This window comes from Pseudomonas sp. Pdm06 (assembly GCF_014851795.1).
GTDB classification, from domain to species: domain Bacteria; phylum Pseudomonadota; class Gammaproteobacteria; order Pseudomonadales; family Pseudomonadaceae; genus Aquipseudomonas; species Aquipseudomonas fluorescens_AA.
In genome coordinates this window covers 461,161-482,893 of sequence record NZ_JACVAH010000002.1, presented here as the reverse complement: position 1 = coordinate 482,893, position 21,733 = coordinate 461,161, and the positions used below count along the sequence as shown (strand labels likewise).

Below are 21,733 nucleotides of genomic sequence, written 5' to 3'. Positions count from 1 at the left end.
TTTTTTGAAAGGTCGCGGTTATCGTGCAGCCGCTGCGTGTACCTGCATGACACTTGAATATTGATAAGACCTGCATGAACAGCGTCTTTTTTGGGGGATGAATGGATTTGTGGACCGCCTTTTCGGCACTGATTCTTGGCGTAGTGGAAGGTTTGACGGAATTTCTGCCGATTTCCAGCACGGGACACCAGATCATTGTCGCCGACTTGCTCGAGTTCGGTGGCGAACGAGCGATGGCATTCAACATCATCATCCAGCTTGGCGCGATCCTCGCGGTGGTCTGGGAGTTTCGGCGCAAGATCTTCGACGTGGTGCTGGGCCTGCCGACGCAACCCGGCGCCCGCCGGTTTACCGCCAACCTGTTGATCGCCTTCCTGCCCGCCGTGGTCTTGGGCGTGCTGCTTGCCGACTGGATCCACCACTATCTGTTCAACCCGATCACCGTAGCCGCCGCGCTGGTAGTGGGCGGTGTGGTGATGCTCTGGGCCGAGAAGCGCCAGCACCAGGTGCACGCCGAAACGGTGGACGAGATCTCCTGGAAGGATGCGTTGAAGGTCGGCCTGGCCCAGTGCATTGCGATGATCCCGGGCACCTCCCGTTCCGGTGCGACCATCATTGGCGGCTTGCTGTTTGGCCTGTCGCGTAAAACCGCTACCGAGTTCTCGTTCTTCCTGGCGATGCCCACCATGGTCGGCGCAGCCGTCTACTCGGGCTACAAGTACCGCGAACTGTTCGTCCCGGCGGATTTCCCGGTGTTCGCCATTGGTTTCGTCACGGCGTTCATTTTCGCCATGATCGCGGTCAAGGGCCTGCTGCGGTTCATCGCCAGTCACAGCTACGCCGTGTTCGCCTGGTATCGCATCGCCTTTGGCCTGTTGATCCTGGCCACCTGGCAGTTCGGCTGGGTGGACTGGACCGCCGTCAAGCCATGAACGATTCCGGCGCCCGTAAACACGCAGGGGGCAATGCCGGCGGCGTGCAGCACCTGCGGCTCAAACTGATGATCTTTGCGCTGCTCTGCGCCTTGCCGCTGTTCGGCTCGCTGCTGTTCGGGCTGCGGGCGGTGTCGTGGGTGCCGATGGCAGCCTACGGCGTCGTCAGTGTGGTGGCGTTCCTGTTGTACTGGAGCGACAAGCGCAAGGCGCGCGCCGAGGCCTGGCGCACCCCGGAGAACGTGCTGCATGCACTGGAGCTGGCCGGCGGTTGGCCTGGAGCCTTGCTGGCCCAGCAGCTGTTTCGCCACAAGACCCGCAAAGTCTCGTTTCAAGTGGTGTTCTGGTTCATCGTGCTGTTGCACCAGGTATTCTGGATCGATCAGTTGTTCCTGGGCGGTTATCTGTTGGCGTTGTCCTAGACAGCCAGCTCGACTTCAAACCTGTGGGAACGAGCTGGCTCGCGATGGCGGTGGTTCAGTCGCGCCGCCACTACAGCAACAACCCAACTTGGGTACGCTTCGGTAACTTGCCGACCACCAATTGGTGCGAGCGTTGCAGCAGGCCACGCAGTTCTTCGGCCCCCAGCGGGTAGGGCACCTGCATGATGACCCACTGGGCCCGTGCCAGGTAAGGCGCGGGGTGAATGCCTGGCCGGTCGCAGTGACCCAGGAACAGATCCTTGTCGACCTTGAACGCCAACGAGTCGCCCCGCAGGCCCTGGAGGGCGAACATCTTGTTCCCGGCAATGGAAAACACCCGCACGCCGCCCCATTTGTAGTCTTCCCTGGCACCGGGCAAGCCCAGGCAGAACTGCGCGACATCCTCTTCGCTCAAACTCATAGCGTTCTATCTCCACAGCCCTCGAAGGCTTCCACCAAATGATCGATCCAGGCGCGCACCGCTGGCAACATGCCGCGCCTATGTGGGTAGACCGCCTGTAGCCAGCCGTCGGGCAACGACCATCCCGGCAGCAGTTCCACCAGTGTGCCGTCCCGCAATTCCTGCTCGCAATACATGCTCGGCAATAAAGTGAAGCCGAGGCCGGCGAGGGTACAGGCTCGACGCACAATGAAGTCATCGATGCCCAGGCGGGCCTCCAGGCTCAGTTCCACACGCTGTCCATCGCTCTTGACCAGACGCAGATGCACCAGGCGATCGGCTTCCAAGGCCCCCAGCACTGGCAACTGCTCCAGATCGTCCGGCGTTTCTATCCGCCGCCCTTCAACGAAGGCCGGGCTGGCCACCAGCATCAGTCGTGCCCGGCGCAAACGCCGGGTCATCAACAGCGGGTCTTCGTCCCCCAGGTCACGCACGCGCAACGCCACGTCGATGCCTTCGCCGATCAGGTCCACCCGCCGGTTGAGCAGGGTCATGTCCAGTTGCACCAAGGGGTATTTCACCAGGAAGGTTTCGATCACCACTGGCAGGAACTGGTGGGCCAGGCCCACCGGGCTGGACACCCGCAATCGGCCGCGGGGCTCGCTGGACATGCTCGCCACCGCTTCGTCGGCCATCTCGGCCTCCAGCAACATGGCCTGGCAATGGCGCAGGTAACGTTCGCCGACCGCCGTCAATTTCAACTGGCGGGTGGTGCGCTGGAGCAACCGGGCGCCCAGGCGTTCTTCCAGCTCGGCGATACGCCGCGACAGTCGCGACTTGGGAATGCCCAGCAAGCGCCCGGCCGCCGCGAAACCACCGGCTTCGACGACTTTGGCGAAATAGTACAAGTCATTGAGGTCTTGCATGGTGAACTCGATTGTCCTGTCAGTGGGACAAACTATCGCATTTATGCTGACTTATCGATCATTGTCTTCATCTATAGGATGGTCGCCAATTGATCGCCTGGTTGCGGTCCTCATTTGGAGAGCATTGATATGAAACTGCTGCACATCGATTCGAGCATCCTCGGCGACAACTCCGCTTCCCGCCAATTGAGCCGTGAAGTGGTTGAAGCCTGGAAAGCTGCCGAGCCAGGCATCACCGTCACCTACCGTGACCTGGCCGCCGATGCCATCAGCCATTTTTCCGCCCAGACCCTGATCGCCGCCGGTACCAGCGCTGAACTGCGTGACGCGGCCCTGAAGCACGAAGCGGATCTCAGCGCGTCGACGATGGCCGAGTTCTTGGCCGCTGATGCGGTGGTCATCGCCGCTCCAATGTATAACTTCAGCATTCCGACCCAACTCAAGGCCTGGATTGACCGCATTGCCGTCGCCGGCCAGACGTTCCGCTACACCGAAGCCGGTCCAGAAGGCTTGTGTGGCGGCAAGAAACTGGTGATCGTCTCCACTGCGGGCGGCTTGCATGCCGGCCAACCGAGCGGCGTGGGTCACGAGGAGTATCTCAAGCTGATGTTCGGTTTCCTTGGCATCACCGATATCGAATTCGTCCGCGCCGAAGGTCTGGCCTACGGTGACGACATGCGGACCAAAGCCATGAGCGAAGCCACGTTGCAGATCGGCCAGCAGTTCGCCGCTGCGTAAAACCTGCGTAAAGGCAGCAAGCGCTTCGGGCAACCTTCGCAAAACCCTGTATTCTCGTCGTCATTGGATGGCCGGGATGCAGGGTTTTGCTGCATTCGGCGCCGGGGATTCTGGCGCAGGTTATGCACGGCCAAGCGCGCGAGCGACGGGGCCTTCCCGGGCGCTGGTGAAGGTGGAAGATTCGATGACACGTTTTGGTGCAGCGCTGCTGCTTTGCTGGTTAGCCAGTCTCGGTTCCGTGCAGGCCGCTCCAGGGCCGCATCCGCATTGGAGCGCGGGTTTCCATGAACTGAGTTTTCTCGATCCGCTGGATCGGCAGCCGATGCATGCCATCGCCTTCTATCCGTCCACCGATCGGGAACAATCCAGCCTGCTGGGCGGCTACCAGATCGATGCCGCGCCGGATGCCAAAATCGCCATCGGCCGTTTTCCGCTATTGATGTTGTCCCATGGCAATACCGGTACGCCGCTGGCCTTGCATGACTTGGCCACCTCGCTGGCGCGCAAGGGGTTTGTCGTGGTGGCGGTGATTCATCCCGGCGACAACGCCCAGGATCACAGCCGCCTTGGCACCCTGAGCAACCTGTACGGGCGGCCGATCCAGATTTCCGAAGCCATCACCGCAACGCTCAATGACCCGATGCTGTCGCCGTTCGTCAACGCCGGGCAGGTCGGGGTGATCGGCTATTCGGCCGGTGGCGAAACCGCGCTGATCCTGTCCGGTGCGACGCCGGACCTCAATCGCCTGCGCCGCTACTGCGCGGAGCGGCCGGACGACCATGACGCCTGTAACACCCAGGGCGAACTGATCGCCGACCGCGATGACCTGCAACCCGTGGCCGACCCCAGGGTCCGGGCGCTGCTGCTGATGGCGCCGTTGAGCCTGAAATTCGGTCGTCATACATTGGCCGATGTCCATGTGCCGGTGCTGCTGTACAGCGGCGATGGCGACAAACTCGTGGCTTTCGACAAAAATGCCGCCGCCTTGGCCCGTAAGCTGCCCACCGCACCGGATTTCAAGACCTTGGCCGGCGCGGGCCATTTTGTCTTCCTGGCGCCGTGCACCGACGAGCAGATCGCCGCGATGCCAGCGCTCTGCACGGATGCCGACGGTGTCGATCGCAAGGACATCCACCGCACCATGATTTCCGAGGCCGGCCGCTTCTTCGGCGAGGCGCTGGGCAAGCCGACCCGGGCAGGGCTGAAGACGGCCGATCAATAAAGGGCGTTTGTCGCTCGACGACGCAGCAGCAGGGTCAGGCCCAGGCCGGTGACTGACAGCAAGGCGGCACAGAAGAAGATCGACGAATAGCCCAGGTTCAATGCCACCGCGCCCATCAACGGGCCGGCAATCGCTAGCGCCAGGTCAAAGAACACCGCGTAGGCGCTCAAGCCTGCGCCTCGACTGGTGTTGGGCACTTGCTTGATGGCCTCCACCCCGAGCGCCGGATACACCAGCGACAACCCGAAGCCGGCCAGCCCGGCACCGACCAGGGCGAACGGGGTGGACGGCGCCAGCCACAGCAATGCCAGCCCGAGGGTTTCGATGCTCATGCAGGCGATGGCCGAGTTGAAACCACCGAAGCGGGCGATGCTGGAAATGAACAGTAACCGCGCCAGGATGAAGCAGATGCCGAATACCGTCAGGCACCACGCCGCGCCGGTCCAACCGCGGCTGATGTAAAACAGTGTGATGAACGTGGTGAGCGTGCCGTAGCCGATCGACGCCAGGCTCAGGCCCGCTCCATACGGCGCGATGCGCGCAAACACCGCCCAGAAAGGCAAGCGCTCGCCGCGAATGACCGGCACCGACGGCTTGTTGCGAATCATCAGCAGCGCGGCGCCCGCCAGTAACGACAACGCAATACCCAGGCTGGCGAAACCCAATTCACCGACCATCACCACCCCCAACGGCGCGCCAATAGCGATGGCCCCGTACGAAGCGATGCCGTTCCAGGAAATCGAGCGGGCGGTGTGCTCCACCCCCACTTGGCCCATGCACCAACTGATGGTGCCCACGCCAATCAGCCCCTGGGCCACGCCGAGCAGCAAGCGACCGGCGATCAGAATCAACAGGCTGGGTAGCGCAAAGCTTTGCAGCAAGGTCGAGATCAGCGTCAGCACGCCGCTGAGCACAATCCCCGACAACCCATAGACAATCGCCCGCTTGGTGCCGACGCTGTCCGACAACCGCCCGGCCATGGGGCGGCTGAGCAGGGTCGCCAGATACTGTGAACCGATGGTCAGCCCGGCCACCACCGCGCTGAAGCCCAATTGTTCATGGACATACCCGGGCAGCACGGCAATCGGCAGACCGATGCAGAGGAAAGCGATGAAGGTGTAGAACACGATGGAGACGATCTGCAGGGTGATCGACAGAGAACTGGGGGCAGAGGAGGGCGTGGGCATGGGGCTCGTTCGCGGGCGGCGGTAAGAGAGCCTCATCATGGCGCGAGGTGGGAATAAAAGAAAGCAGGCTAACTAAATGTGTTTGGGAGGCTGGCTGTTCAGGCTGGATTGGTGGCGCATGTGCAGCCGCCATCGCGAGCAAGCTCGCTCCCACAGGTTTTTACCCCGCTGAAATACAAAAAAGCCCTGTCGCAGTGGACAGGGCTTTTTACTTGCCGCTTGAAGCTTACAACTCGGAGCGGGGCTTAGAACACCACACCCTGGCTGCGCAGGTAGTCGTCATAGGTGCCGCTGAAGTCGACCACGCCGTCGGCGCTCAGTTCGATGATGCGGGTGGCCAGGGACGATACGAACTCCCGGTCATGGCTGACGAAGATCAAGGTGCCCGGGTAGTTTTCCAGCGCCAGGTTCAGCGCTTCGATGGATTCCATGTCCAAGTGGTTGGTCGGTTCGTCCATCACCAGTACGTTTGGCTTCTGCAGGATCAGCTTGCCGAACAGCATGCGGCCCTGTTCACCACCGGAAATGACCTTGACCGACTTGAGGATCTCGTCGTTGGAGAACAGCATGCGGCCCAAGGTGCCACGCACCAGTTGTTCGCCGCCCTGGGTCCATTGGCCCATCCAGTCGAACAGGTTGACGTCGTCTTCGAAGTCATGGGCATGGTCCTGGGCGTAGTAGCCCAGTTCCGCGGCGTCGGTCCACTTCACGGTACCGGCATCCGGTTCCAGTTCATTGACCAGGGTGCGCAGCAAGGTGGTCTTGCCGATACCGTTCGGGCCAATGATCGCCACGCGCTCACCGGCTTCGACGGTGAAGCTGAAGTCCTTGAACAGCGGCTTGCCGTCGAAGCCCTTGGCCATGCGTTCGACAATGACCGCCTGGCGGTGCAGTTTCTTGGTCTGCTCGAAACGGATGAACGGGCTGACGCGGCTCGATGGCTTGACCTCGGCCAGCTGGATCTTGTCGATCTGCTTGGCACGGGAGGTGGCCTGCTTGGCTTTCGAGGCGTTGGCCGAGAAACGGCTGACGAACGACTGCAGTTCGGAAATCTGCGCTTTCTTCTTGGCGTTGTCCGACAGCAGTTGCTCGCGGGACTGGGTCGCCACGGTCATGTACTCGTCATAGTTGCCCGGGAACAGGCGCAGCTCGCCGTAGTCCAGGTCCGCCATGTGGGTGCAGACACTGTTCAGGAAGTGACGGTCGTGAGAGATGATGATCATCAGGCTCGAACGCTGGGTCAGCACGTTTTCCAGCCAGCGGATGGTGTTGATATCCAGGTGGTTGGTCGGCTCGTCGAGCAGCAGCACTTCCGGGTCGGAGAACAGCGCCTGGGCCAGCAGCACACGCAGTTTCCAGCCTGGCGACACTTCGCTCATCGGGCCGAAATGCTGCTCGATGCCAATCCCCAGGCCCAACAGCAGTTCACCGGCGCGGGATTCGGCGGTGTAGCCGTCCATCTCGGCAAACTCGGTTTCCAGCTCGGCCACGGCCATGCCGTCTTCTTCGGTCATTTCCGGCAGCGAATAGATGCGGTCGCGCTCGGCCTTGACCTTCCACAGCTCTTCGTGACCCATGATCACGGTGTCGATCACGGTGAATTCTTCGTAGGCGAACTGATCCTGGCGAAGTTTACCCAGGCGCACGTTCGGTTCGAGCATGACCTGGCCGCCGGACGGCTCGAGGTCGCCGCCGAGGATTTTCATGAAGGTCGACTTGCCGCAACCGTTGGCACCGATCAGGCCGTAGCGGTTACCCGCGCCGAACTTGACAGAGACGTTTTCGAACAGTGGCTTGGCGCCGAACTGCATCGTGATGTTAGCTGTAGAGATCAAAGGTTTATCCTGCGGAACATTCAGAGTAGCTAAGGGTGCGGCAGTACCTGTTCAGTACCTGTTTGCGCACGTTCCGACCGCGCAAAGGCGTTGTGGTCGCAAGCGCAAGGGTCCATCCGGCATAAGAGGACAGCAGCATACGGAGCGCCTGGCCCGGGTAGACGTACGCCGAAGCCGCGGTTTGCGGTATCGGCCAAAGGGGGCGCGTGATAATTGGCGGCGATTGTACTGATCTGGCCGCATAAACGATAGGGGATTGCCCGGGCAAGACAGTTTTTCACAACTTCGGGATAACTTTTGCTTACAAACTGTGGCTAAAATGCCATCTCACCCGATGCCATCTCCCTTGCCGCTTGGCTGGCCCGGAGACGCAGCCTGTTCACTCCTGCATGTGACGGACTTTCGTGAAACTCATCATTGTCGCGATTTACCTCCTCTCCATTGGCTACGTTCACCTGCGCGGACGCGTGCGGCATAAGATCGGGCGCCAGTTGAGCGATCATTCGTCTTTTCTTGCGCCGATCAATTGCCTGCTTTACCTGTGCTCGAAACTGCCGAACAAGCCTTTCCTGAGCCCGGCGCAATTCCCAGACCTGAGCCCGTTGCAGGCCCATTGGGAAGAGATCCGGGCCGAAGGCCAGAGCCTGCTGCGTGCCGGGGAGATCAAGCGTTCCAATCAGTATGACGACGTGGGCTTCAATTCATTCTTCAAGACCGGCTGGAAGCGTTTCTACCTGAAGTGGTACGGCGACAGCCATCCCTCGGCCATGAAGCTGTGCCCACGCACCACGGAACTGGTGCAAAGCATCGGTTCGATCAAGGCGGCGATGTTTGCCGAGTTGCCGCCGGGGTCGAAGCTGGTCCGCCACCGCGACCCTTACGCCGGATCGTATCGGTATCACCTGGGCCTGGAAACGCCCAACGATGCCGGCTGCTACATCAATGTCGATGGCGAGCCTTATCATTGGCGTGATGGCGAAGCGGTGATTTTCGACGAAACGTTCATCCATTACGCCGAGAACACCACCGCCCATAACCGCATCATCCTGTTCTGCGACGTGGAACGGCCGATGAGGTTTCGCTGGGCCACCGCCTTTAACCGCTGGTTCAGCCGTACCGTGATGTCGGCGGCCGGTGCGCCCAACGACGCGGGCGACAGGACGGGCGGCCTGAACCGGGCGTTCTCCAGGCTCTACAAGATCCGGTTGCAAGGCAAGGCCCTGAAGAAGCGCAATCGCACGCTGTATTACCTGCAGAAGTGGGCTTTTTTCGGCGGTTTGCTGGCGATCTTCGTCTGGATTTGAACCCTGGATTGTCCTTATGCCTCGGGTTTTTGCGCATCCAGTTGCTCCCACATCCTGGCGGTAATCCGCTGGCGGTGGTTGTAGCCCTCCCAAGGATCGGCGCCCAGGCTTCTGGCCCGTTCCAGCGCGGTATACATGTCCCATTGCTGGGCGTTGCGCAGGGTCGACAGCTCGGCCCGGGCAATCGGCACCGAGACCGGCAGGCCTGGCCTGGCACGTACCGAATAGGCGGCTACGGTGCTGGCTCCACGGGCGTTGCGCAGGTAATCGACGAATATTTTCCCGACGCGGTTCTTCGGTCCCATGGTGGCGGTGATGCGCTCGGGCATTTGCCGGGTCAGGAACTGAGAGATGGCTTTGGCGAACGCCTTGGTGGTGTCCCAGCCTTCGTTTCTCGCCAATGGCACGATCACATGCATGCCTTTGCCACCGCTGGTCTTGAGGAAGGCCTGCAAGCCCAGCTCGTCGAGCACCGCCAAGGTCAGGCGGGTCGCCTCGATCATGGCGCTCCAGGGCAGTGACGGGTCCGGGTCCAAGTCCAGGACAAACAGGTCAGGCGTCTCGATCCGGTCGTGGGTCGCGGCCCAAGTGTGCAGTTCCACCGTGCCCATCTGCGCCGCGCCGACCAGCGCGTGGATATCATCGATCTCCATCAGGGCTGCATGGCCCGGGTCCAGTTGCGGATCCAGCTGCTTGATGTGGGGGATCTCCAGGTGATTGGCGTGTTTTTGAAAGAACAGTTCTTCGCCGATACCGTCCGGTGCCCGCAGCAGCGCGACCGGGCGCAACTTGAGGTGCGGCAGGATCCAAGGGGCGATATCCAGGTAATACTGCGCCAGCTCGGCCTTTTGCACGCCGCTGACACCGTCGATGACCCGCTCGGGGTGGGTGATCGTCACCCCGTCGACTTTGGCGGTACTGGCTTTTTTGCGACGTTGGGTTTTTGGTGTGGAGGGCTTTATCGGCAGGGGCTGCTCCCGAACCACTTTGTTGGCGGGCGTATGGGGCGGCAAGCCGAGGAAAATAGCCTGCCGCACCTGGCTATCGCGAGTCCACTCAGTGAACTCGACCTCACAGGTCAGGGTCGGCTCGACCCATTGCACGCCGCGTCCCTGCGTACCGTTGAGCGGCTCAGCCAGTGGCGAGGTCTCGCGCTGCTGGGTACACAGTTGCTCATGCAATTGCTTGATTTGTACCTGGCGGAACCCTGTGCCGACACGGCCGGCATACACCAGCCCCGTTGCTCCGTTGACGGCCAGCAGCAGCGCACCGAAACCGCTGCGCTTGCCTTGGGGGCGGGTGAATCCGACGATGACGAAGGCTTGGCGCAACCGGCACTTGAGCTTTACCCAGTCGGCGCTTCGGCGGGACATATAAGGGCTGCCCAGGCGCTTGCCGACCACGCTGTCCAGTGAGAGGGCGATGGCGCTTTCGAACATGTCGTGCTGGCTGGCGGAAAACCACTCGGAAAAGCGCAGGCGCTTGCTGGCGTTGTTGCCGAGAGCTTTTTTCAGTGCCGCACGGCGTTCTTCCACTGGCGCCTGGCGCAGGTCGACGCCATTGAGAAAGGGGGCGTCGAACAGGAAATACACCATGTCAACGGTGCGGCTGATTTCGAAGGCCTCGCGCAGGGCGGCGAAATCGCTGTGGCCGGTTTCATCGAGCAGGACCAGTTCGCCGTCCAGCCAACTGTCCCCCAGGTCCAACCCGGCCAGGGCGTCGGCATGCAGCTTCAGCCGATCGGTCCAGTCCTGGTGATTGCGGTTGTACAGCTGTACTTCACCGTGTTCGATGCGGGTCAGCAGGCGATAACCGTGGAACTGGACTTCGTAGCGCCATTCACCGGTGGGCGGCTCCTCCACGGGCGTGGCCAATTGCGGCGACAGGCGCTCGGGCAGACGGGTGCCCGGGGCTGTCTTGCCCCCTCGGCCAGGGTTGCGGGGCGTCGTTGCGTCCGACTCGGCATTGGACAAACGAGCAGATTCACTCTCGGCGTTGGCCATGACAGATTCCCTTGTATTGCACACGCCAGGGTTTTAGCCCCGGGAGGCCTTGGTGGCTTTTTTGGCAGGAGCGGATTTGCCGGTTTTCGCAGATTTTGCCGGGGGCTTCCCGGCGGATTTGTCGCTGGCCTTGCCCTTGCCGCCCAGGCTGCGCTTGAGCAACTCGGTCAAGTCGATGACATCGGCGGTCTTGCGTTGTTCTTCGCCTGGATCGGTCTCCACGGCTTCGAGGCGGCCTTCGTTGGCCTTTTTCTCCACCAGTTCCATGATCTTGTCTGCAAAACTGTCACGGTATTCTTGCGGCTCCCAGTCAGCGCTCATGTCCTCCACAAGGCGCTTGGCCATTTCCAGCTCGCCCTTGGCCAGGGTCGGGTTCGAGACCTCGTCGCCCAGTTCCAGGACATCCAGCTCGCGCACCTCAGCGGGCCAGCGCAGCATCACCAGCACCAGGGCCGATTCAAGGGGCATGAGGGCGGCCAGGTGCTGGCGGGTATGCAGCACGACGTAGGCCAGGGCCACCTTGTTGGTCTTGACCAGGGTTTCGCGCAACAGGGCATAGACTTTGCCGCCACGTTTGTCGGGGGCGAGAAAGTAGGGCGTGTCGATGTTTTGCAGGGGGATCTTCTCGCTGCCGACAAAAGAAAAGATATCGATGGTCTGGGTGGACTTGGGGTGGGCGGAGCGGATTTCCTCTTCGCTGAGCAGCACGTACTGGCCTTTCTGGTACTGCACGCCCTTGACAATGTTTTCCTTGGTCACTTCCTTGCCCGTCGCCTTGTTGACCCGCTTGTAGCCCACAGGGTCCATGCTGCGTTTGTCCAGCCAGTCAAAATCCACACCCTGTGAAGAGGTGGCCGACACCAGCGCGACGGGGATATGGACCAGCCCGAAACTGATTGCGCCTTTCCAGATTGCCCGAGCCATGGTGGTGTTTTCCTTGCCGGTGGATGTCTCTCTGGTGACCTTCGCGCCTCGGGAAAAGTTTCCACTGTGGGGGCGAGCCTGCTCCCATCTGCGTTCTGAGACGCTTCGTTACATCTTCACCGGGATATTTCGCTTAACAAGGGCGAACCTGCGGCGTAGCGTGCTTTCGATATGCCTGAACTCAAGAGGTGTCCCAATGAACAGGCTGTTGCTCGTCATCATGACGCTATTACTGACTGCCGCTGCCCAGGCCGCCACGCCCAGCGCAGGCCCAACGGTCCTGGCCCAGAACCTGCCGGGCAACAACAATCCCTATAACAGCCCGACGCGCCGGGCCAATCCCAACAGCATGCAGGGCACCCGGCCCAATGTGCCGACGATTCATAACAATCCGACAGTGCCGGTGCCACGGCCACCGACCCTGGAAAATGGCGGCATCGGCAATGGCTACCCCCGTTCCGGCCAGCCGTCGGGTTCGCCGCGACCGACCATCGAGTCTCCTGCGCCACCGCGCAACAGCCAGAATGGCAACCGCTAGGCGCTGGCGCCCGTTGTTCTCTTTCAACACCGCAGAAGGAAATGTGCATGTTGCGTAAAACACTCCTGGCCGCATTCTGCGCCAGCGCTGTCCTGACTCTCGCCACCCCGGCCAGTGCCGCGCCAACCCAGTCATTCAAGAGCGAGGAGGGCACGCTGGAAGTGACCACCGTGGTCAAGGGGCTGGAGCACCCTTGGTCCGTTGCGTTCCTGCCGGGCCAACAGGGCATGCTGGTGACGGAGCGAGGGGGCAACCTGCGCGTGGTCAGCCCCGACGGCCAATTGTCCGCCCCCTTGAACGGCGTGCCCGAAGTGTGGGCCAAGGGCCAGGGCGGCCTGCTGGACGTGGTGCTGTCGCCGGACTTCAAGCAGGACCGCACCGTCTACCTGTCCTATGCCGAGGCGGGCGCAGACGGCAAGGCTGGCACCGCCGTGGGACGCGGGCAACTGGCTGAAGACCTCAAGAGCCTGAAGAACTTCGATGTGGTCTTCCGCCAGCAACCCAAGCTGTCCACGGGCAACCACTTCGGCTCGCGACTGGTTTTCGACCGCGACGGCTATCTGTTCATTACCCTGGGGGAAAACAACGACCGGCCCACCGCCCAGGACCTGGATAAACTGCAAGGCAAGGTCGTGCGCATCTACCCCGACGGCAAGGTGCCCGACGATAACCCTTTCGTCGGCCAGAAAGGCGTCCGTCCCGAGATCTGGTCCTACGGCATGCGTAACCCCCAGGGCGCTGCCCTCAATCCTTGGAGTGGCACCCTCTGGGAGAACGAACACGGGCCCCGGGGCGGCGATGAATTGAACATCATCGAGCGCGGCAAGAACTACGGCTGGCCACTGGCGACCCACGGTATCAACTACTCCGGCGCCCCGATTCCCGAGGCCCAGGGCAAGACTGTCGAAGGCGCCCTTGACCCTTACCACGTCTGGCAGGTCTCACCGGGACTCAGCGGCATGGCGTTCTACGACCAGGGGCGCTTCAAGGCCTGGCAACATAATGTGTTCATCGGCGCCTTGGTGCCGGGGGAACTGATCCGCCTGCAATTGCAAGGCGACAAGGTCGTCCATGAAGAGCGCCTGTTGGGCGAGCTCAAGGCGCGAATCCGGGATGTCCGCCAGGGCCCGGATGGGTATCTCTATGTGTTGACGGATGAGGACGACGGAGCGCTGTACAAAGTCGGCCTCAAATAATTGAAGAAAACTGTGGGAGCGAGCTTGCTCGCGATAGCGGTGCGGCAGTCAACGCTAATGTTGGCTGACCCATAGCAATCGCGAGCAAGCTCGCTCCCACAGGTAATGATGTTGTTCACTTAAGGTCATTGCGGCGAATATCGGCTGGCACTTGATATTACCCATTGACTTGCCGCCAACGCACCGCTAATTTCCAGGCATGAACTCAACCGTATTGCGCAGCCAGCCAAGCATTATTACCGCCATTCCTTATTTGGCGGGCTAGCTGACGGCTGCACCGAACCCGCCCTCGAGGCGGGTTTTTTCTTTCTGTCTCCTGGGCTCCGAGCGAACCAGGAGATCGCCATGACCATGACCGCTGCCCACACCGAGCAAACCCTGCTTGAGCACTATGTAAAGAAAATCCTCGCCGCGCCGGTCTACGAATTGGCCGTGCGCACGCCACTGCAAGCGGCGCCAGCGCTGTCCGAGGCTTTGGGTAACCGGATCTTGCTCAAGCGCGAAGACTTGCAACCGACTTTTTCCTTCAAGATCCGTGGTGCCTACAACAAGCTCGTGCACCTGACCCCGGAGCAGCGGGCCCGGGGCGTCATCACCGCGTCAGCTGGCAATCACGCCCAGGGCGTCGCGCTGGCGGCACAGGAGCTGGGTATTTCGGCCCGCATCGTCATGCCCGTGACCACCCCGCAACTGAAAGTGCTGGGTGTGCGCAACCGCGGCGCCGAGGCGCTGCTGTATGGCGACAGTTTTCCGTTTGCCTTGGCCCATGCGCTGGAATTGGCCGAGCAGAGCGGGCGGGAGTTCGTCTCGCCATTCGACGACCCGGACGTGATTGCCGGGCAAGGCACCGTCGCCATGGAAATCCTGCGCCAGCATCCCGGCCGGCTGGACGCGATTTTCGTTCCGGTCGGAGGTGGGGGGCTGATCGCCGGGATCGCGGCCTACGTCAAGTACCTGCGCCCGGAAGTTCGCATCATTGGCGTCGAGTCCCAGCATTCTGCCTGTCTCCAGGCTGCGCTGGCCGCCGGGGAGCGGGTGACCTTGCCCGAGGTGGGAACCTTCGCCGACGGCGTGGCCGTGGCGCAGATCGGCGCCCATGGCCTGGAGATCTGCCGTTTCTGTGTCGATGAGGTGGTGACCGTGACCAACGATCAACTGTGTGCCGCGATCAAGGACATCTATGACGACACCCGTTCCATCACCGAGCCGTCAGGGGCCTTGGCGGTGGCGGGCATCAAGCAATACGTGGCGCGCACGGGCGCGCGAGGCGAGACCTTGGTAGCGATCGATTCGGGTGCCAACATCAATTTCGACAGTTTGGGGCATGTGGCGGAGCGGGCGGCGGTGGGAGCTCTTTGAGTTTTTTACGCTACGTCACACTTTTTTTATACCAGGCGACGGATGCCCATTTTCTCCTTCGCAATAGGGGCTAATCTAGGTTGCGAACAGGATAAAAGTGATTGCAGTTTGCATGGAAAAAACCACCTTTCCTTGCACTTTGCACGAGCTCTCTGGCGCGGGACGAAGCTAAGCGCTTGATTCATATCAATCCGGAAGGTCGTCAATACAGGCATATTTTTTGCGGGATGGTTCAGGAGTTCGTTTGAGCGAACTTGTTAACTGAAAACGCCAAGAAAGAACGAACGGCACGGTATCCAGAGTCCCAGTCCGCAGGGAAGAAAACGGACGAAAGTACCGCCGTCGTGAACATAAATTGGCCGCCTCAACAGGAGAGAGTCGCCATGTTTTTATCTGCCCTCGAAATGCGAAACATCATTGAAAGCAGCTTGCTGCCCAAGCGCTCGCAATGCACGTTGTCACCTGAGCTGACGATGACGATCAAGATCTTCGATGACCACAGGACCGACCATGTGGCGTTGCTCAAAACGAACATCGATGCCAGGAAACTCACCGGGTGCCGAGCCATCAACGACCTGATTGCCGAGTTGCGTTCGGAGCTTGACCACAACCCCGCCGCTGGCAATCACTTTCATCAGCAACACCATCGAATGACCGGTCGCTGATTACGGCCTTGTCATTTTTCCTCTGACGCTCGGGTCCGGTGATGTCCGAACCCGGCGTCCAGCTTTTCAGTTGTAACGCGCAAAATCAGGCCAGTTGCTGCCGATAGGGCAGGTCCGGCCCGGTTTTGCCGCACGTCAGTGCTGCGGCGCGAATGGCGAACTCAAGCATGGCGCTGATCTGCTCGCGGGTCAGTGTCTGCAGGCCCTCGATCGAATCCAATTGTTGTTCAGTCACCCAGGCAATCAGCGCGGCCTGGAAGGTGTCGCCTGCACCCACGGTGTCGGCGATCTTCACCGGGCATGCTGGCAGCGACCATGTGCCGTGCTGGCGACTGAAGACCGTCGCCCCCTGGCCGCCACGGGTCAGGAAGACCAATTGGCAGCGGTGCTTCAGCCAACCTTCGATGACCGCCTGGGGCTCGGTCCCTGGGTAGAGCAGGCCCAGGTCCTCGTCACTGACCTTGATCAGGTCGGCGTATTGCACCAGTGTCGCGATCCGCGAACGCCACAGCTCGATGTCCGGCTGCGGGTTGAGCCGTACGTTCGGGTCGAGACTGATCAGGCGCCGGCCACTTTCCCGTTGCACCAAGGTCTGGAGCGTGTCGGCAATGGGCTGGACCACCAGTGAGAACGAGCCGACATGCAAACCACGCACTTCAGGGCCCAGCTCTGGTAGATGGGCCAGGCTCGGTTGCCGGTCGGCGCACCCTTCGCCGCGAAAGCTGTAGTGGGGCGAACCATTGGCGCCTACGGCAACCATCGCCAGGGTGGTCGGCGCGTCGAAGTCCAGCAGGTATCGGGTGCTGACACCTTCGTTGAGCAGCACCTGCTGCAAGCGACGACCCAGGTAGTCGGTGGACAATCCGCTAAACAGCGCCGATTCGATACCCAAGCGGCGCAATCCCACCGCCACGTTGAATGGCGAGCCACCGGCAATCGCCTTGTAGTTCACCTGCGAGGCCGGGCCATCCGCCTCGGTTTCACTGAAAAAATCAAACAGCGCTTCACCACACACCAGATACATAGTTGCCCGCTCTCAAAGGGTTGCGACGTGTTGTCGATAACGTTCATAGGCCTGCTGGGACGCCGTGACATGGGCGGCGACTGGCCGGGTTTCGCTGGCCGGGTCGAGCTTGACGCAGCGCTCGCACAGTTCGGCGAGGCTGTCTTGCGCGCCTGAATGGCACCACGCCGCCTGGATCGCCGCACCCAACGCCGCCGCTTCGCTTTGTTCAGTGCAAATGACCGTGGTGTCCATGATGTCGGCGACGATCTGCCGCCACACCGGGCTCTTCGAGCCGCCGCCGATCAGGCGAATGCTCTGGGCCTTGAGCCCGTTGGCCCGCAACAGGTCCAAGCCATAGCGCAAACCGAAGGTCGTGCCTTCGACCACGGCGCGGCACAGGTTGGCCCGGGTCAGGTTGGTGGTGGTCAGGCCCAGCAGGCTACCGGTGGCATGGGGCAGGGCAGGCACCCGCTCGCCATTGAGGAACGGCAGCATGCAGACCCCCTCGGCGCCAATCGGGGCCTGGACGACCAGGGCGTTGAAGGCGTCGATGTCCAGGTCCAGCAGCTCGCGAATCGCCCCGGTGGCGTTGGTCAGGTTCATGGTGCAAATCAATGGCAGCCAGCCACCGCTGGAGGAGCAGAACGTCGCCACTGACGGTTGTGGGCTGACCGCGGGTTCGGCGGCATAGGCATAGACCGTGCCGGAGGAGCCGAGACTCATGGTGATCACGCCGGGCTGGATATTACCGGTGCCGATGGCGCCCATCATGTTGTCGCCGCCACCGCTGGCCACCACCGCGTCGGGGTTGATGCCCAGGTGCGCGGCAATGGCCGGCAGGATGCGTCCGACGGGCTGGTGGGCCTCAATCAACTCCGGCAGCGCCGCTTGCAAGCGTGCGTTGGGGTCGATGTGTTGCAGCAGCTGCACGTCCCATTGGCGGGTGCGCACGTTGAAATAGCCGGTCCCCGAGGCATCGCCATATTCGCTGCAATGGCGGCCGGTGAGCCAGTAGTTGAGGAAGTCGTGGGGCAGCAGGACGCTGGCGATGCGTTCGAACACCTGGGGATGCTGCTCCCGCGTCCAGAGCAGTTTGGAGACCGTGTAGCCGGGCGCAATCACCACGCCGAGGCGTTCGAGGCTACCGTCTTCACCGCCCAGGTACGCCAGGAGCCGATCGTTTTCCGGCGTCGTCTCGGTGTCGCACCATAGCTTGGCCGGGCGCAGGACCTGGCCCTGGTCGTCAAGCAGCACCAAGCCGTGTTGCTGGCCGGACACGCCGATGCCGAGGATCGCCTGGCCATCGACCCCGGCGGCGGCCAAGGCCTGATGAGTCGCCTGGGTGAATGCATCGAGCCATTGTTGGGTGTCTTGCTCACGACGCCCGTTGGCCCCGCTGATCATGCTGTGGGCAGCCGCGCCCTGGCCGAGTACCTGGCCGCTGATTGCATCCAGGATCAACGCCTTGGTGCCTTGGGTGCCGCAGTCGATGCCCAGGAACAGTTGTTGGTTTGCCATAGAAATCCTTGGTCGTCAGATCAATACCCGCAGGGAATAACCGCTCGGTCAGCAAGCTCCCTCGCCACAAAAGCGGACCGTTAGTCTGCGTCAGCCAATACCCGCTCAAGTGTTCGTGTTACCCCGTGCTCGCGCAAGCTGTTGCAGCACCATTCGAATGCTGCCACGAACTCCGGCGAGCGGGGGATCGCCGTGCCAAAGATTTCTTCGACTTCCAACATCCGCTGGGTCACCAGCGCATCGTCAGCCACCAATGCCTGGCAGAACGCTGCCCGCGGGTCCGGGATCGAATACGTCACGCCGTTCTCGTCCACGCCCTTCAGGTACACGGCCCAGGCCGCCACGACGAGTGCCGCACGGCGGGTTTCGCCGCCGTCGGCAATCAAGCGGTTGATGGTCGGGACGGTGAATTTTGGAAACTTCGACGAGCCGTCCGAACAGACCCGCTCCAACTGGTCGGCAATCGCCTGGTTGGAAAAGCGTTCCACCAGGGTGTTCTTGTAGTCGGTCAGGTCGATGCCCGGTACAGGTGCCAGTTGCGGTGTCACGTCCAGGTCCATGTAGGCGCGCATGTAACGCACGAACAGCGGGTCGTTCATGGTTTCATGGACGAAGCGATAACCCTTGAGAAAGCCCAGGTAGGTCAACGCCAGGTGGCTGCCGTTGAGCAACTTGATTTTCATCTCTTCATAGGGAGAAACATCATCGGTAAATTGCACGCCGACCTTTTCCCAGGCCGGGCGACCGTTGACGAATTTGTCTTCCAACACCCATTGCACGAACGGTTCGCAGACCACCGGCCAAGCGTCGTCGATGCCATGTTCGTCATGCAGTTGCAGGCGATGGGTCACGCTGGTCATGGGCGTGATGCGATCGACCATGGCGTTGGGGAAGCTGACGTTGCGGTCGATCCACTGCTCCAGCTCCGCGTCGCGCAACGCGGCGAAGGTCAGCAACGCCTTGCGGGTCACGGCGCCGTTGTGGGGCAGGTTATCGCAAGACATCAACGTGAACGCCGGGATACCGGCCGCGCGACGCTTGGCCAGGGCGGCGCAGAGGAAGCCGAAGACGGTTTTCGGTGCCTCGGGATGGCTCAGGTCGTGTTGGATCTGCGGCAGGTGGGCCATGAACTCGCCATTGCTGTCGTCGATGCAATAGCCACCTTCGGTAATGGTCAGCGAAACGATGCGGATCTGCGGATCGGCCAGCTTGTCGATCAGCGCCTGGGCGCCGTCTTCGGCCAGCAACATGTCATTGATCGCGCCAATCACCCGGACTTCGGTGTCATCGGTGTCGCCCAGTTCGTACAGGGTGAACAGGTAATCCTGGCTGGCCAAGTCATCCCGGGCACGGCGATCCTCGGCCCGCAGGCCCACGCCGCAGATGGCCCAGTCCAGGTCGGCGCCGGTGTTCATCAGCGCATCGGTGTAGTAGGCCTGGTGAGCCCTATGGAAACCGCCGACGCCGATATGGGCGATGCCCTGGCGGATGTCGCCCAACGGGTAGGCGGGCAGGGCTACGTCAGGGTTGAGGTTGTGCAGGTTTTGTCGGTTGAGTTTCATCGCAAGTCTCGGTAATCAGGCGGCGGCGCGCAGCGCGCGGCTCACCGCTACGCCCTCGGCATCGAATAAGTGGCAGTGTTCGGCGTCCAGGTGCAGGTTCAGTTGCTCGCCGAAACGGCTCGCCAGGTCGCCGCGAACCCGCATGGTCAAGGCTTCGCCGGACGTCGTGACGACATGGCAGAAGGTGTCGCTGCCCAGCCGCTCGCTGACGTCGGCGGTGACTTGCAACGTGCAATCGCCCGGTTGCGCCAGGTTCAGGTGTTCCGGACGAATCCCCAGGGTCACCGCGCCGCCGACGCTCAGGTTGGCACCGCTGCGCGGCAGGTTGATACGCGTGCCGGCGTCCAGCAGCACCTCGCAGCCCTGGCTGTCCAGGGCGGTGACCTTGCCTTTGAGGAAGCCCATTTTCGGTGTGCCGAGGAACCCGGCGACAAACAGGTTGGCCGGCTGGTGATACAGCTCCAGCGGCGAGCCGACCTGTTCGATGCGCCCGCCATTGAGCACCACCACCTTGTCGGCCAGGGTCATGGCTTCGACCTGGTCGTGAGTCACGTAGATCATGGTCGCCTGCAGTTCCTTGTGCAGGCGTGCCAGTTCCAGGCGCATCTGCACCCGCAGGGCGGCGTCGAGGTTGGACAGCGGTTCGTCGAACAGGAAGATTTTCGGGTTGCGCACGATGGCCCGACCGATCGCCACGCGCTGGCGCTGGCCGCCGGACAGTTGCTTGGGCTTGCGCTCGAGCATCGGGCCCAGCTCAAGGATGCGCGCCGCTTCGTTGACCTTCTTCTCGACTTCGGCCTTGGGTACACCGGCCAGGTCGAGGGCGAAGGACATGTTCTTGCGTACGCTCATGTGCGGATACAAGGCGTAGGTCTGGAACACCATGGCCAGGTCGCGCTTGGCCGGGCTGACTTCGGTAATGTCCCGGCCATCCAGTTCGATGGTGCCGTCGCTGACCTCTTCCAGACCGGCGATCAGCCGCAGCAGTGTGGATTTGCCACAGCCAGATGGGCCGACGAAGACCACGAACTCGCGGTCGTTCACCTCAAGGTCGATGCCCTTGATGATGGAGAAGCCTTCGAAACCCTTTTGCAAATTCTTGATTTTCAGGTTGGCCATGATGATGGGCCTCCACTTCTGATAATGGTGTAGGGCGCGTTACTTCACCGCGCCGAAGGACAAACCGCGCACCAGCTGTTTCTGGCTGATCCAGCCAAAGATCAGGATCGGCGCGCAGGCCAGGGTCGAGACGGCCGACAATTTGGCCCAGAACAAACCTTCCGGGCTGGAGTAGGAAGCGATCAACGCCGTCAGGGGCGCGGCCTTGGAGGAGGTGAGGTTCAGCGACCAGAACGCCTCGTTCCAGCACAGGATCAGCGACAGCAGCACGGTGGACGCCAGGCCGCCCTTGGCAATCGGCAGCAGCACGCGGACCATTTCCTGCCAGAGCGTGGCGCCATCCAGGCGCGCGGCCTCGAGGATGTCGCGAGGAATGTCCTTGAAGTAGGTGTAAATCATCCAGACCACGATAGGCAGGTTGATCAATGTGTAGATGATGATCAGCGCGATACGCGTGTCCAGCAGGCCGAATTGCTTGGCCAGCAGGTAGATCGGCATCAGCACGCCCACCGGTGGCAGCATTTTGGTGGAGAGCATCCACAACAACGTGCCTTTGGTGCGCTGGGTTTCATAGAACGCCATGGAGTAGGCCGCCGGTACCGCGATCAGCAGGCAAAGGGCGGTGGCGCTGAAGGAAATCACCACCGAGTTCCAGGCGAAGCTGAAGTAATTGCTGCGCTCGTTGATGTGCAGGTAGTTCTCCAGGGTCGGTGTGAAGATGAACTGCGGCGGCGTGGCGAATGCATCGATTTCGGTCTTGAAGCTGGTCAGCACCATCCAGAAGATCGGAAAGAAGATCAGGATCGCGATGGCCCAGGCCAGCGTGCCCAGCAGCAGGCTTTGCAGGCGACGGGATTGTTGAAGAGTCATGGCGACG

Annotated in this window: 19 protein-coding genes and 1 pseudogene; 9 read left to right on the top strand and 11 right to left on the bottom strand. The window is 61.6% G+C overall.

Annotated features, from left to right (window positions below; translation table 11 throughout):
* Positions 1-101 precede the first annotated feature (101 nt).
* Positions 102-932 carry an undecaprenyl-diphosphate phosphatase gene (locus IB266_RS05250; protein WP_192260438.1) on the top strand — a complete coding sequence of 277 codons (831 nt, stop codon included), beginning with the start codon at positions 102-104 and terminating at the stop codon, positions 930-932.
* A complete protein-coding gene (locus IB266_RS05245) occupies positions 929-1,354 on the top strand; it encodes a DUF1294 domain-containing protein (RefSeq protein WP_192260437.1) in 426 nt (141 codons plus the stop codon). Before IB266_RS05250 ends, IB266_RS05245 begins: the two co-directional genes overlap by 4 nt.
* 70 nt (positions 1,355-1,424) lie before the next feature.
* Here the strand turns inward: IB266_RS05245 and IB266_RS05240 are convergent, their stop codons facing one another.
* Both IB266_RS05240 and IB266_RS05235 read right to left on the bottom strand, forming a co-directional pair.
* A complete protein-coding gene (locus IB266_RS05240) occupies positions 1,425-1,775 on the bottom strand; it encodes an MmcQ/YjbR family DNA-binding protein (protein ID WP_060742546.1) in 351 nt (116 codons plus the stop codon).
* A complete protein-coding gene (locus IB266_RS05235) occupies positions 1,772-2,680 on the bottom strand; it encodes a LysR substrate-binding domain-containing protein (protein WP_192260436.1) in 909 nt (302 codons plus the stop codon). Before IB266_RS05235 ends, IB266_RS05240 begins: the two co-directional genes overlap by 4 nt.
* 129 nt (positions 2,681-2,809) lie before the next feature.
* On the opposite strand from IB266_RS05235, the gene IB266_RS05230 reads away from it, so the two are divergent.
* Positions 2,810-3,418, top strand: a complete 609-nt coding sequence (locus IB266_RS05230; protein WP_192260435.1) for an FMN-dependent NADH-azoreductase — start codon at positions 2,810-2,812, stop codon at positions 3,416-3,418.
* Between the two features lie 184 nt (positions 3,419-3,602).
* Positions 3,603-4,640 carry an alpha/beta hydrolase family protein gene (locus IB266_RS05225; RefSeq protein ID WP_192260434.1) on the top strand — a complete coding sequence of 346 codons (1,038 nt, stop codon included), beginning with the start codon at positions 3,603-3,605 and terminating at the stop codon, positions 4,638-4,640.
* Here IB266_RS05225 and IB266_RS05220 read toward each other — a convergent pair.
* A complete protein-coding gene (locus IB266_RS05220) occupies positions 4,634-5,827 on the bottom strand; it encodes an MFS transporter (RefSeq protein WP_060742542.1) in 1,194 nt (397 codons plus the stop codon). The genes IB266_RS05225 and IB266_RS05220 overlap by 7 nt on opposite strands.
* A gap of 245 nt (positions 5,828-6,072) precedes the next feature.
* Positions 6,073-7,662: an ABC-F family ATPase gene (locus IB266_RS05215; RefSeq protein ID WP_003181279.1), complete on the bottom strand. Its 1,590-nt coding sequence runs from the start codon at positions 7,660-7,662 to the stop codon at positions 6,073-6,075.
* A 404-nt stretch (positions 7,663-8,066) separates the two neighbouring features.
* On the opposite strand from IB266_RS05215, the gene lpxO reads away from it, so the two are divergent.
* Positions 8,067-8,966: a lipid A hydroxylase LpxO gene (lpxO, locus tag IB266_RS05210; RefSeq protein WP_192260433.1), complete on the top strand. Its 900-nt coding sequence runs from the start codon at positions 8,067-8,069 to the stop codon at positions 8,964-8,966.
* Between the two features lie 14 nt (positions 8,967-8,980).
* Here lpxO and ligD read toward each other — a convergent pair whose 3' ends face one another.
* Both ligD and IB266_RS05200 read right to left on the bottom strand, forming a co-directional pair.
* The gene (ligD, locus tag IB266_RS05205) at positions 8,981-10,969 is read right to left on the bottom strand and encodes a DNA ligase D (RefSeq protein ID WP_192260432.1); all 1,989 of its coding nucleotides are present in this window, start codon (positions 10,967-10,969) and stop codon (positions 8,981-8,983) included.
* A gap of 33 nt (positions 10,970-11,002) precedes the next feature.
* On the bottom strand, positions 11,003-11,893 hold the full coding sequence (locus IB266_RS05200; RefSeq protein WP_192260431.1) for a Ku protein: 891 nt from the start codon (positions 11,891-11,893) through the stop codon (positions 11,003-11,005).
* Positions 11,894-12,089: 196 nt separating this feature from the next.
* On the opposite strand from IB266_RS05200, the gene IB266_RS05195 reads away from it, so the two are divergent.
* The 4 genes and pseudogenes from IB266_RS05195 to IB266_RS05180 all read left to right on the top strand — a co-directional run bounded on the left by IB266_RS05195 (position 12,090) and on the right by IB266_RS05180 (position 15,651).
* On the top strand, positions 12,090-12,431 hold the full coding sequence (locus IB266_RS05195) for a hypothetical protein (RefSeq protein WP_192260430.1): 342 nt from the start codon (positions 12,090-12,092) through the stop codon (positions 12,429-12,431).
* A 47-nt stretch (positions 12,432-12,478) separates the two neighbouring features.
* Positions 12,479-13,627 (top strand): PQQ-dependent sugar dehydrogenase, encoded by a 1,149-nt coding sequence (locus IB266_RS05190; RefSeq protein WP_192260429.1) that lies wholly within the window; start codon positions 12,479-12,481, stop codon positions 13,625-13,627.
* Positions 13,628-13,972: 345 nt separating this feature from the next.
* Positions 13,973-14,977 (top strand): annotated as a pseudogene (gene ilvA, locus IB266_RS05185) (threonine ammonia-lyase, biosynthetic); the annotation flags it as partial.
* Positions 14,978-15,369: 392 nt separating this feature from the next.
* Complete coding sequence (locus IB266_RS05180) at positions 15,370-15,651, top strand: DUF1652 domain-containing protein (RefSeq protein ID WP_192260524.1); 282 nt, start codon at positions 15,370-15,372, stop codon at positions 15,649-15,651.
* 85 nt (positions 15,652-15,736) lie between these two features.
* On the opposite strand, the gene IB266_RS05175 is transcribed toward IB266_RS05180, so the two are convergent.
* From IB266_RS05175 to IB266_RS05155, 5 genes are all read right to left on the bottom strand, one after another.
* Positions 15,737-16,675 (bottom strand): carbohydrate kinase family protein, encoded by a 939-nt coding sequence (locus IB266_RS05175; protein ID WP_192260428.1) that lies wholly within the window; start codon positions 16,673-16,675, stop codon positions 15,737-15,739.
* A 12-nt stretch (positions 16,676-16,687) separates the two neighbouring features.
* Complete coding sequence (gene xylB, locus IB266_RS05170) at positions 16,688-18,175, bottom strand: xylulokinase (RefSeq protein WP_192260427.1); 1,488 nt, start codon at positions 18,173-18,175, stop codon at positions 16,688-16,690.
* A gap of 80 nt (positions 18,176-18,255) precedes the next feature.
* A complete protein-coding gene (locus tag IB266_RS05165; protein WP_192260426.1) occupies positions 18,256-19,737 on the bottom strand; it encodes a mannitol dehydrogenase family protein in 1,482 nt (493 codons plus the stop codon).
* A gap of 15 nt (positions 19,738-19,752) precedes the next feature.
* A complete protein-coding gene (locus IB266_RS05160; RefSeq protein ID WP_060742532.1) occupies positions 19,753-20,856 on the bottom strand; it encodes an ABC transporter ATP-binding protein in 1,104 nt (367 codons plus the stop codon).
* A 39-nt stretch (positions 20,857-20,895) separates the two neighbouring features.
* A complete protein-coding gene (locus IB266_RS05155; protein WP_060742531.1) occupies positions 20,896-21,726 on the bottom strand; it encodes a carbohydrate ABC transporter permease in 831 nt (276 codons plus the stop codon).
* Positions 21,727-21,733: the final 7 nt, after the last annotated feature.

Bases quoted from the DNA above. Each gene is read 5' to 3' on its own strand.
- IB266_RS05250 (WP_192260438.1), top strand. From the start codon at position 102: ATGGATTTGTGGACCGCCTTTTCGGCACTGATTCTTGGCGTAGTGGAA.
- IB266_RS05245 (WP_192260437.1), top strand. From the start codon at position 929: ATGAACGATTCCGGCGCCCGTAAACACGCAGGGGGCAATGCCGGCGGC.
- IB266_RS05240 (WP_060742546.1), bottom strand. From the start codon at position 1,775: ATGAGTTTGAGCGAAGAGGATGTCGCGCAGTTCTGCCTGGGCTTGCCC.
- IB266_RS05235 (WP_192260436.1), bottom strand. From the start codon at position 2,680: ATGCAAGACCTCAATGACTTGTACTATTTCGCCAAAGTCGTCGAAGCC.
- IB266_RS05230 (WP_192260435.1), top strand. From the start codon at position 2,810: ATGAAACTGCTGCACATCGATTCGAGCATCCTCGGCGACAACTCCGCT.
- IB266_RS05225 (WP_192260434.1), top strand. From the start codon at position 3,603: ATGACACGTTTTGGTGCAGCGCTGCTGCTTTGCTGGTTAGCCAGTCTC.
- IB266_RS05220 (WP_060742542.1), bottom strand. From the start codon at position 5,827: ATGCCCACGCCCTCCTCTGCCCCCAGTTCTCTGTCGATCACCCTGCAG.
- ligD (WP_192260432.1), bottom strand. From the start codon at position 10,969: ATGGCCAACGCCGAGAGTGAATCTGCTCGTTTGTCCAATGCCGAGTCG.
- IB266_RS05200 (WP_192260431.1), bottom strand. From the start codon at position 11,893: ATGGCTCGGGCAATCTGGAAAGGCGCAATCAGTTTCGGGCTGGTCCAT.
- IB266_RS05195 (WP_192260430.1), top strand. From the start codon at position 12,090: ATGAACAGGCTGTTGCTCGTCATCATGACGCTATTACTGACTGCCGCT.
- IB266_RS05190 (WP_192260429.1), top strand. From the start codon at position 12,479: ATGTTGCGTAAAACACTCCTGGCCGCATTCTGCGCCAGCGCTGTCCTG.
- IB266_RS05180 (WP_192260524.1), top strand. From the start codon at position 15,370: ATGTTTTTATCTGCCCTCGAAATGCGAAACATCATTGAAAGCAGCTTG.
- IB266_RS05175 (WP_192260428.1), bottom strand. From the start codon at position 16,675: ATGTATCTGGTGTGTGGTGAAGCGCTGTTTGATTTTTTCAGTGAAACC.
- xylB (WP_192260427.1), bottom strand. From the start codon at position 18,175: ATGGCAAACCAACAACTGTTCCTGGGCATCGACTGCGGCACCCAAGGC.
- IB266_RS05165 (WP_192260426.1), bottom strand. From the start codon at position 19,737: ATGAAACTCAACCGACAAAACCTGCACAACCTCAACCCTGACGTAGCC.
- IB266_RS05160 (WP_060742532.1), bottom strand. From the start codon at position 20,856: ATGGCCAACCTGAAAATCAAGAATTTGCAAAAGGGTTTCGAAGGCTTC.
- IB266_RS05155 (WP_060742531.1), bottom strand. From the start codon at position 21,726: ATGACTCTTCAACAATCCCGTCGCCTGCAAAGCCTGCTGCTGGGCACG.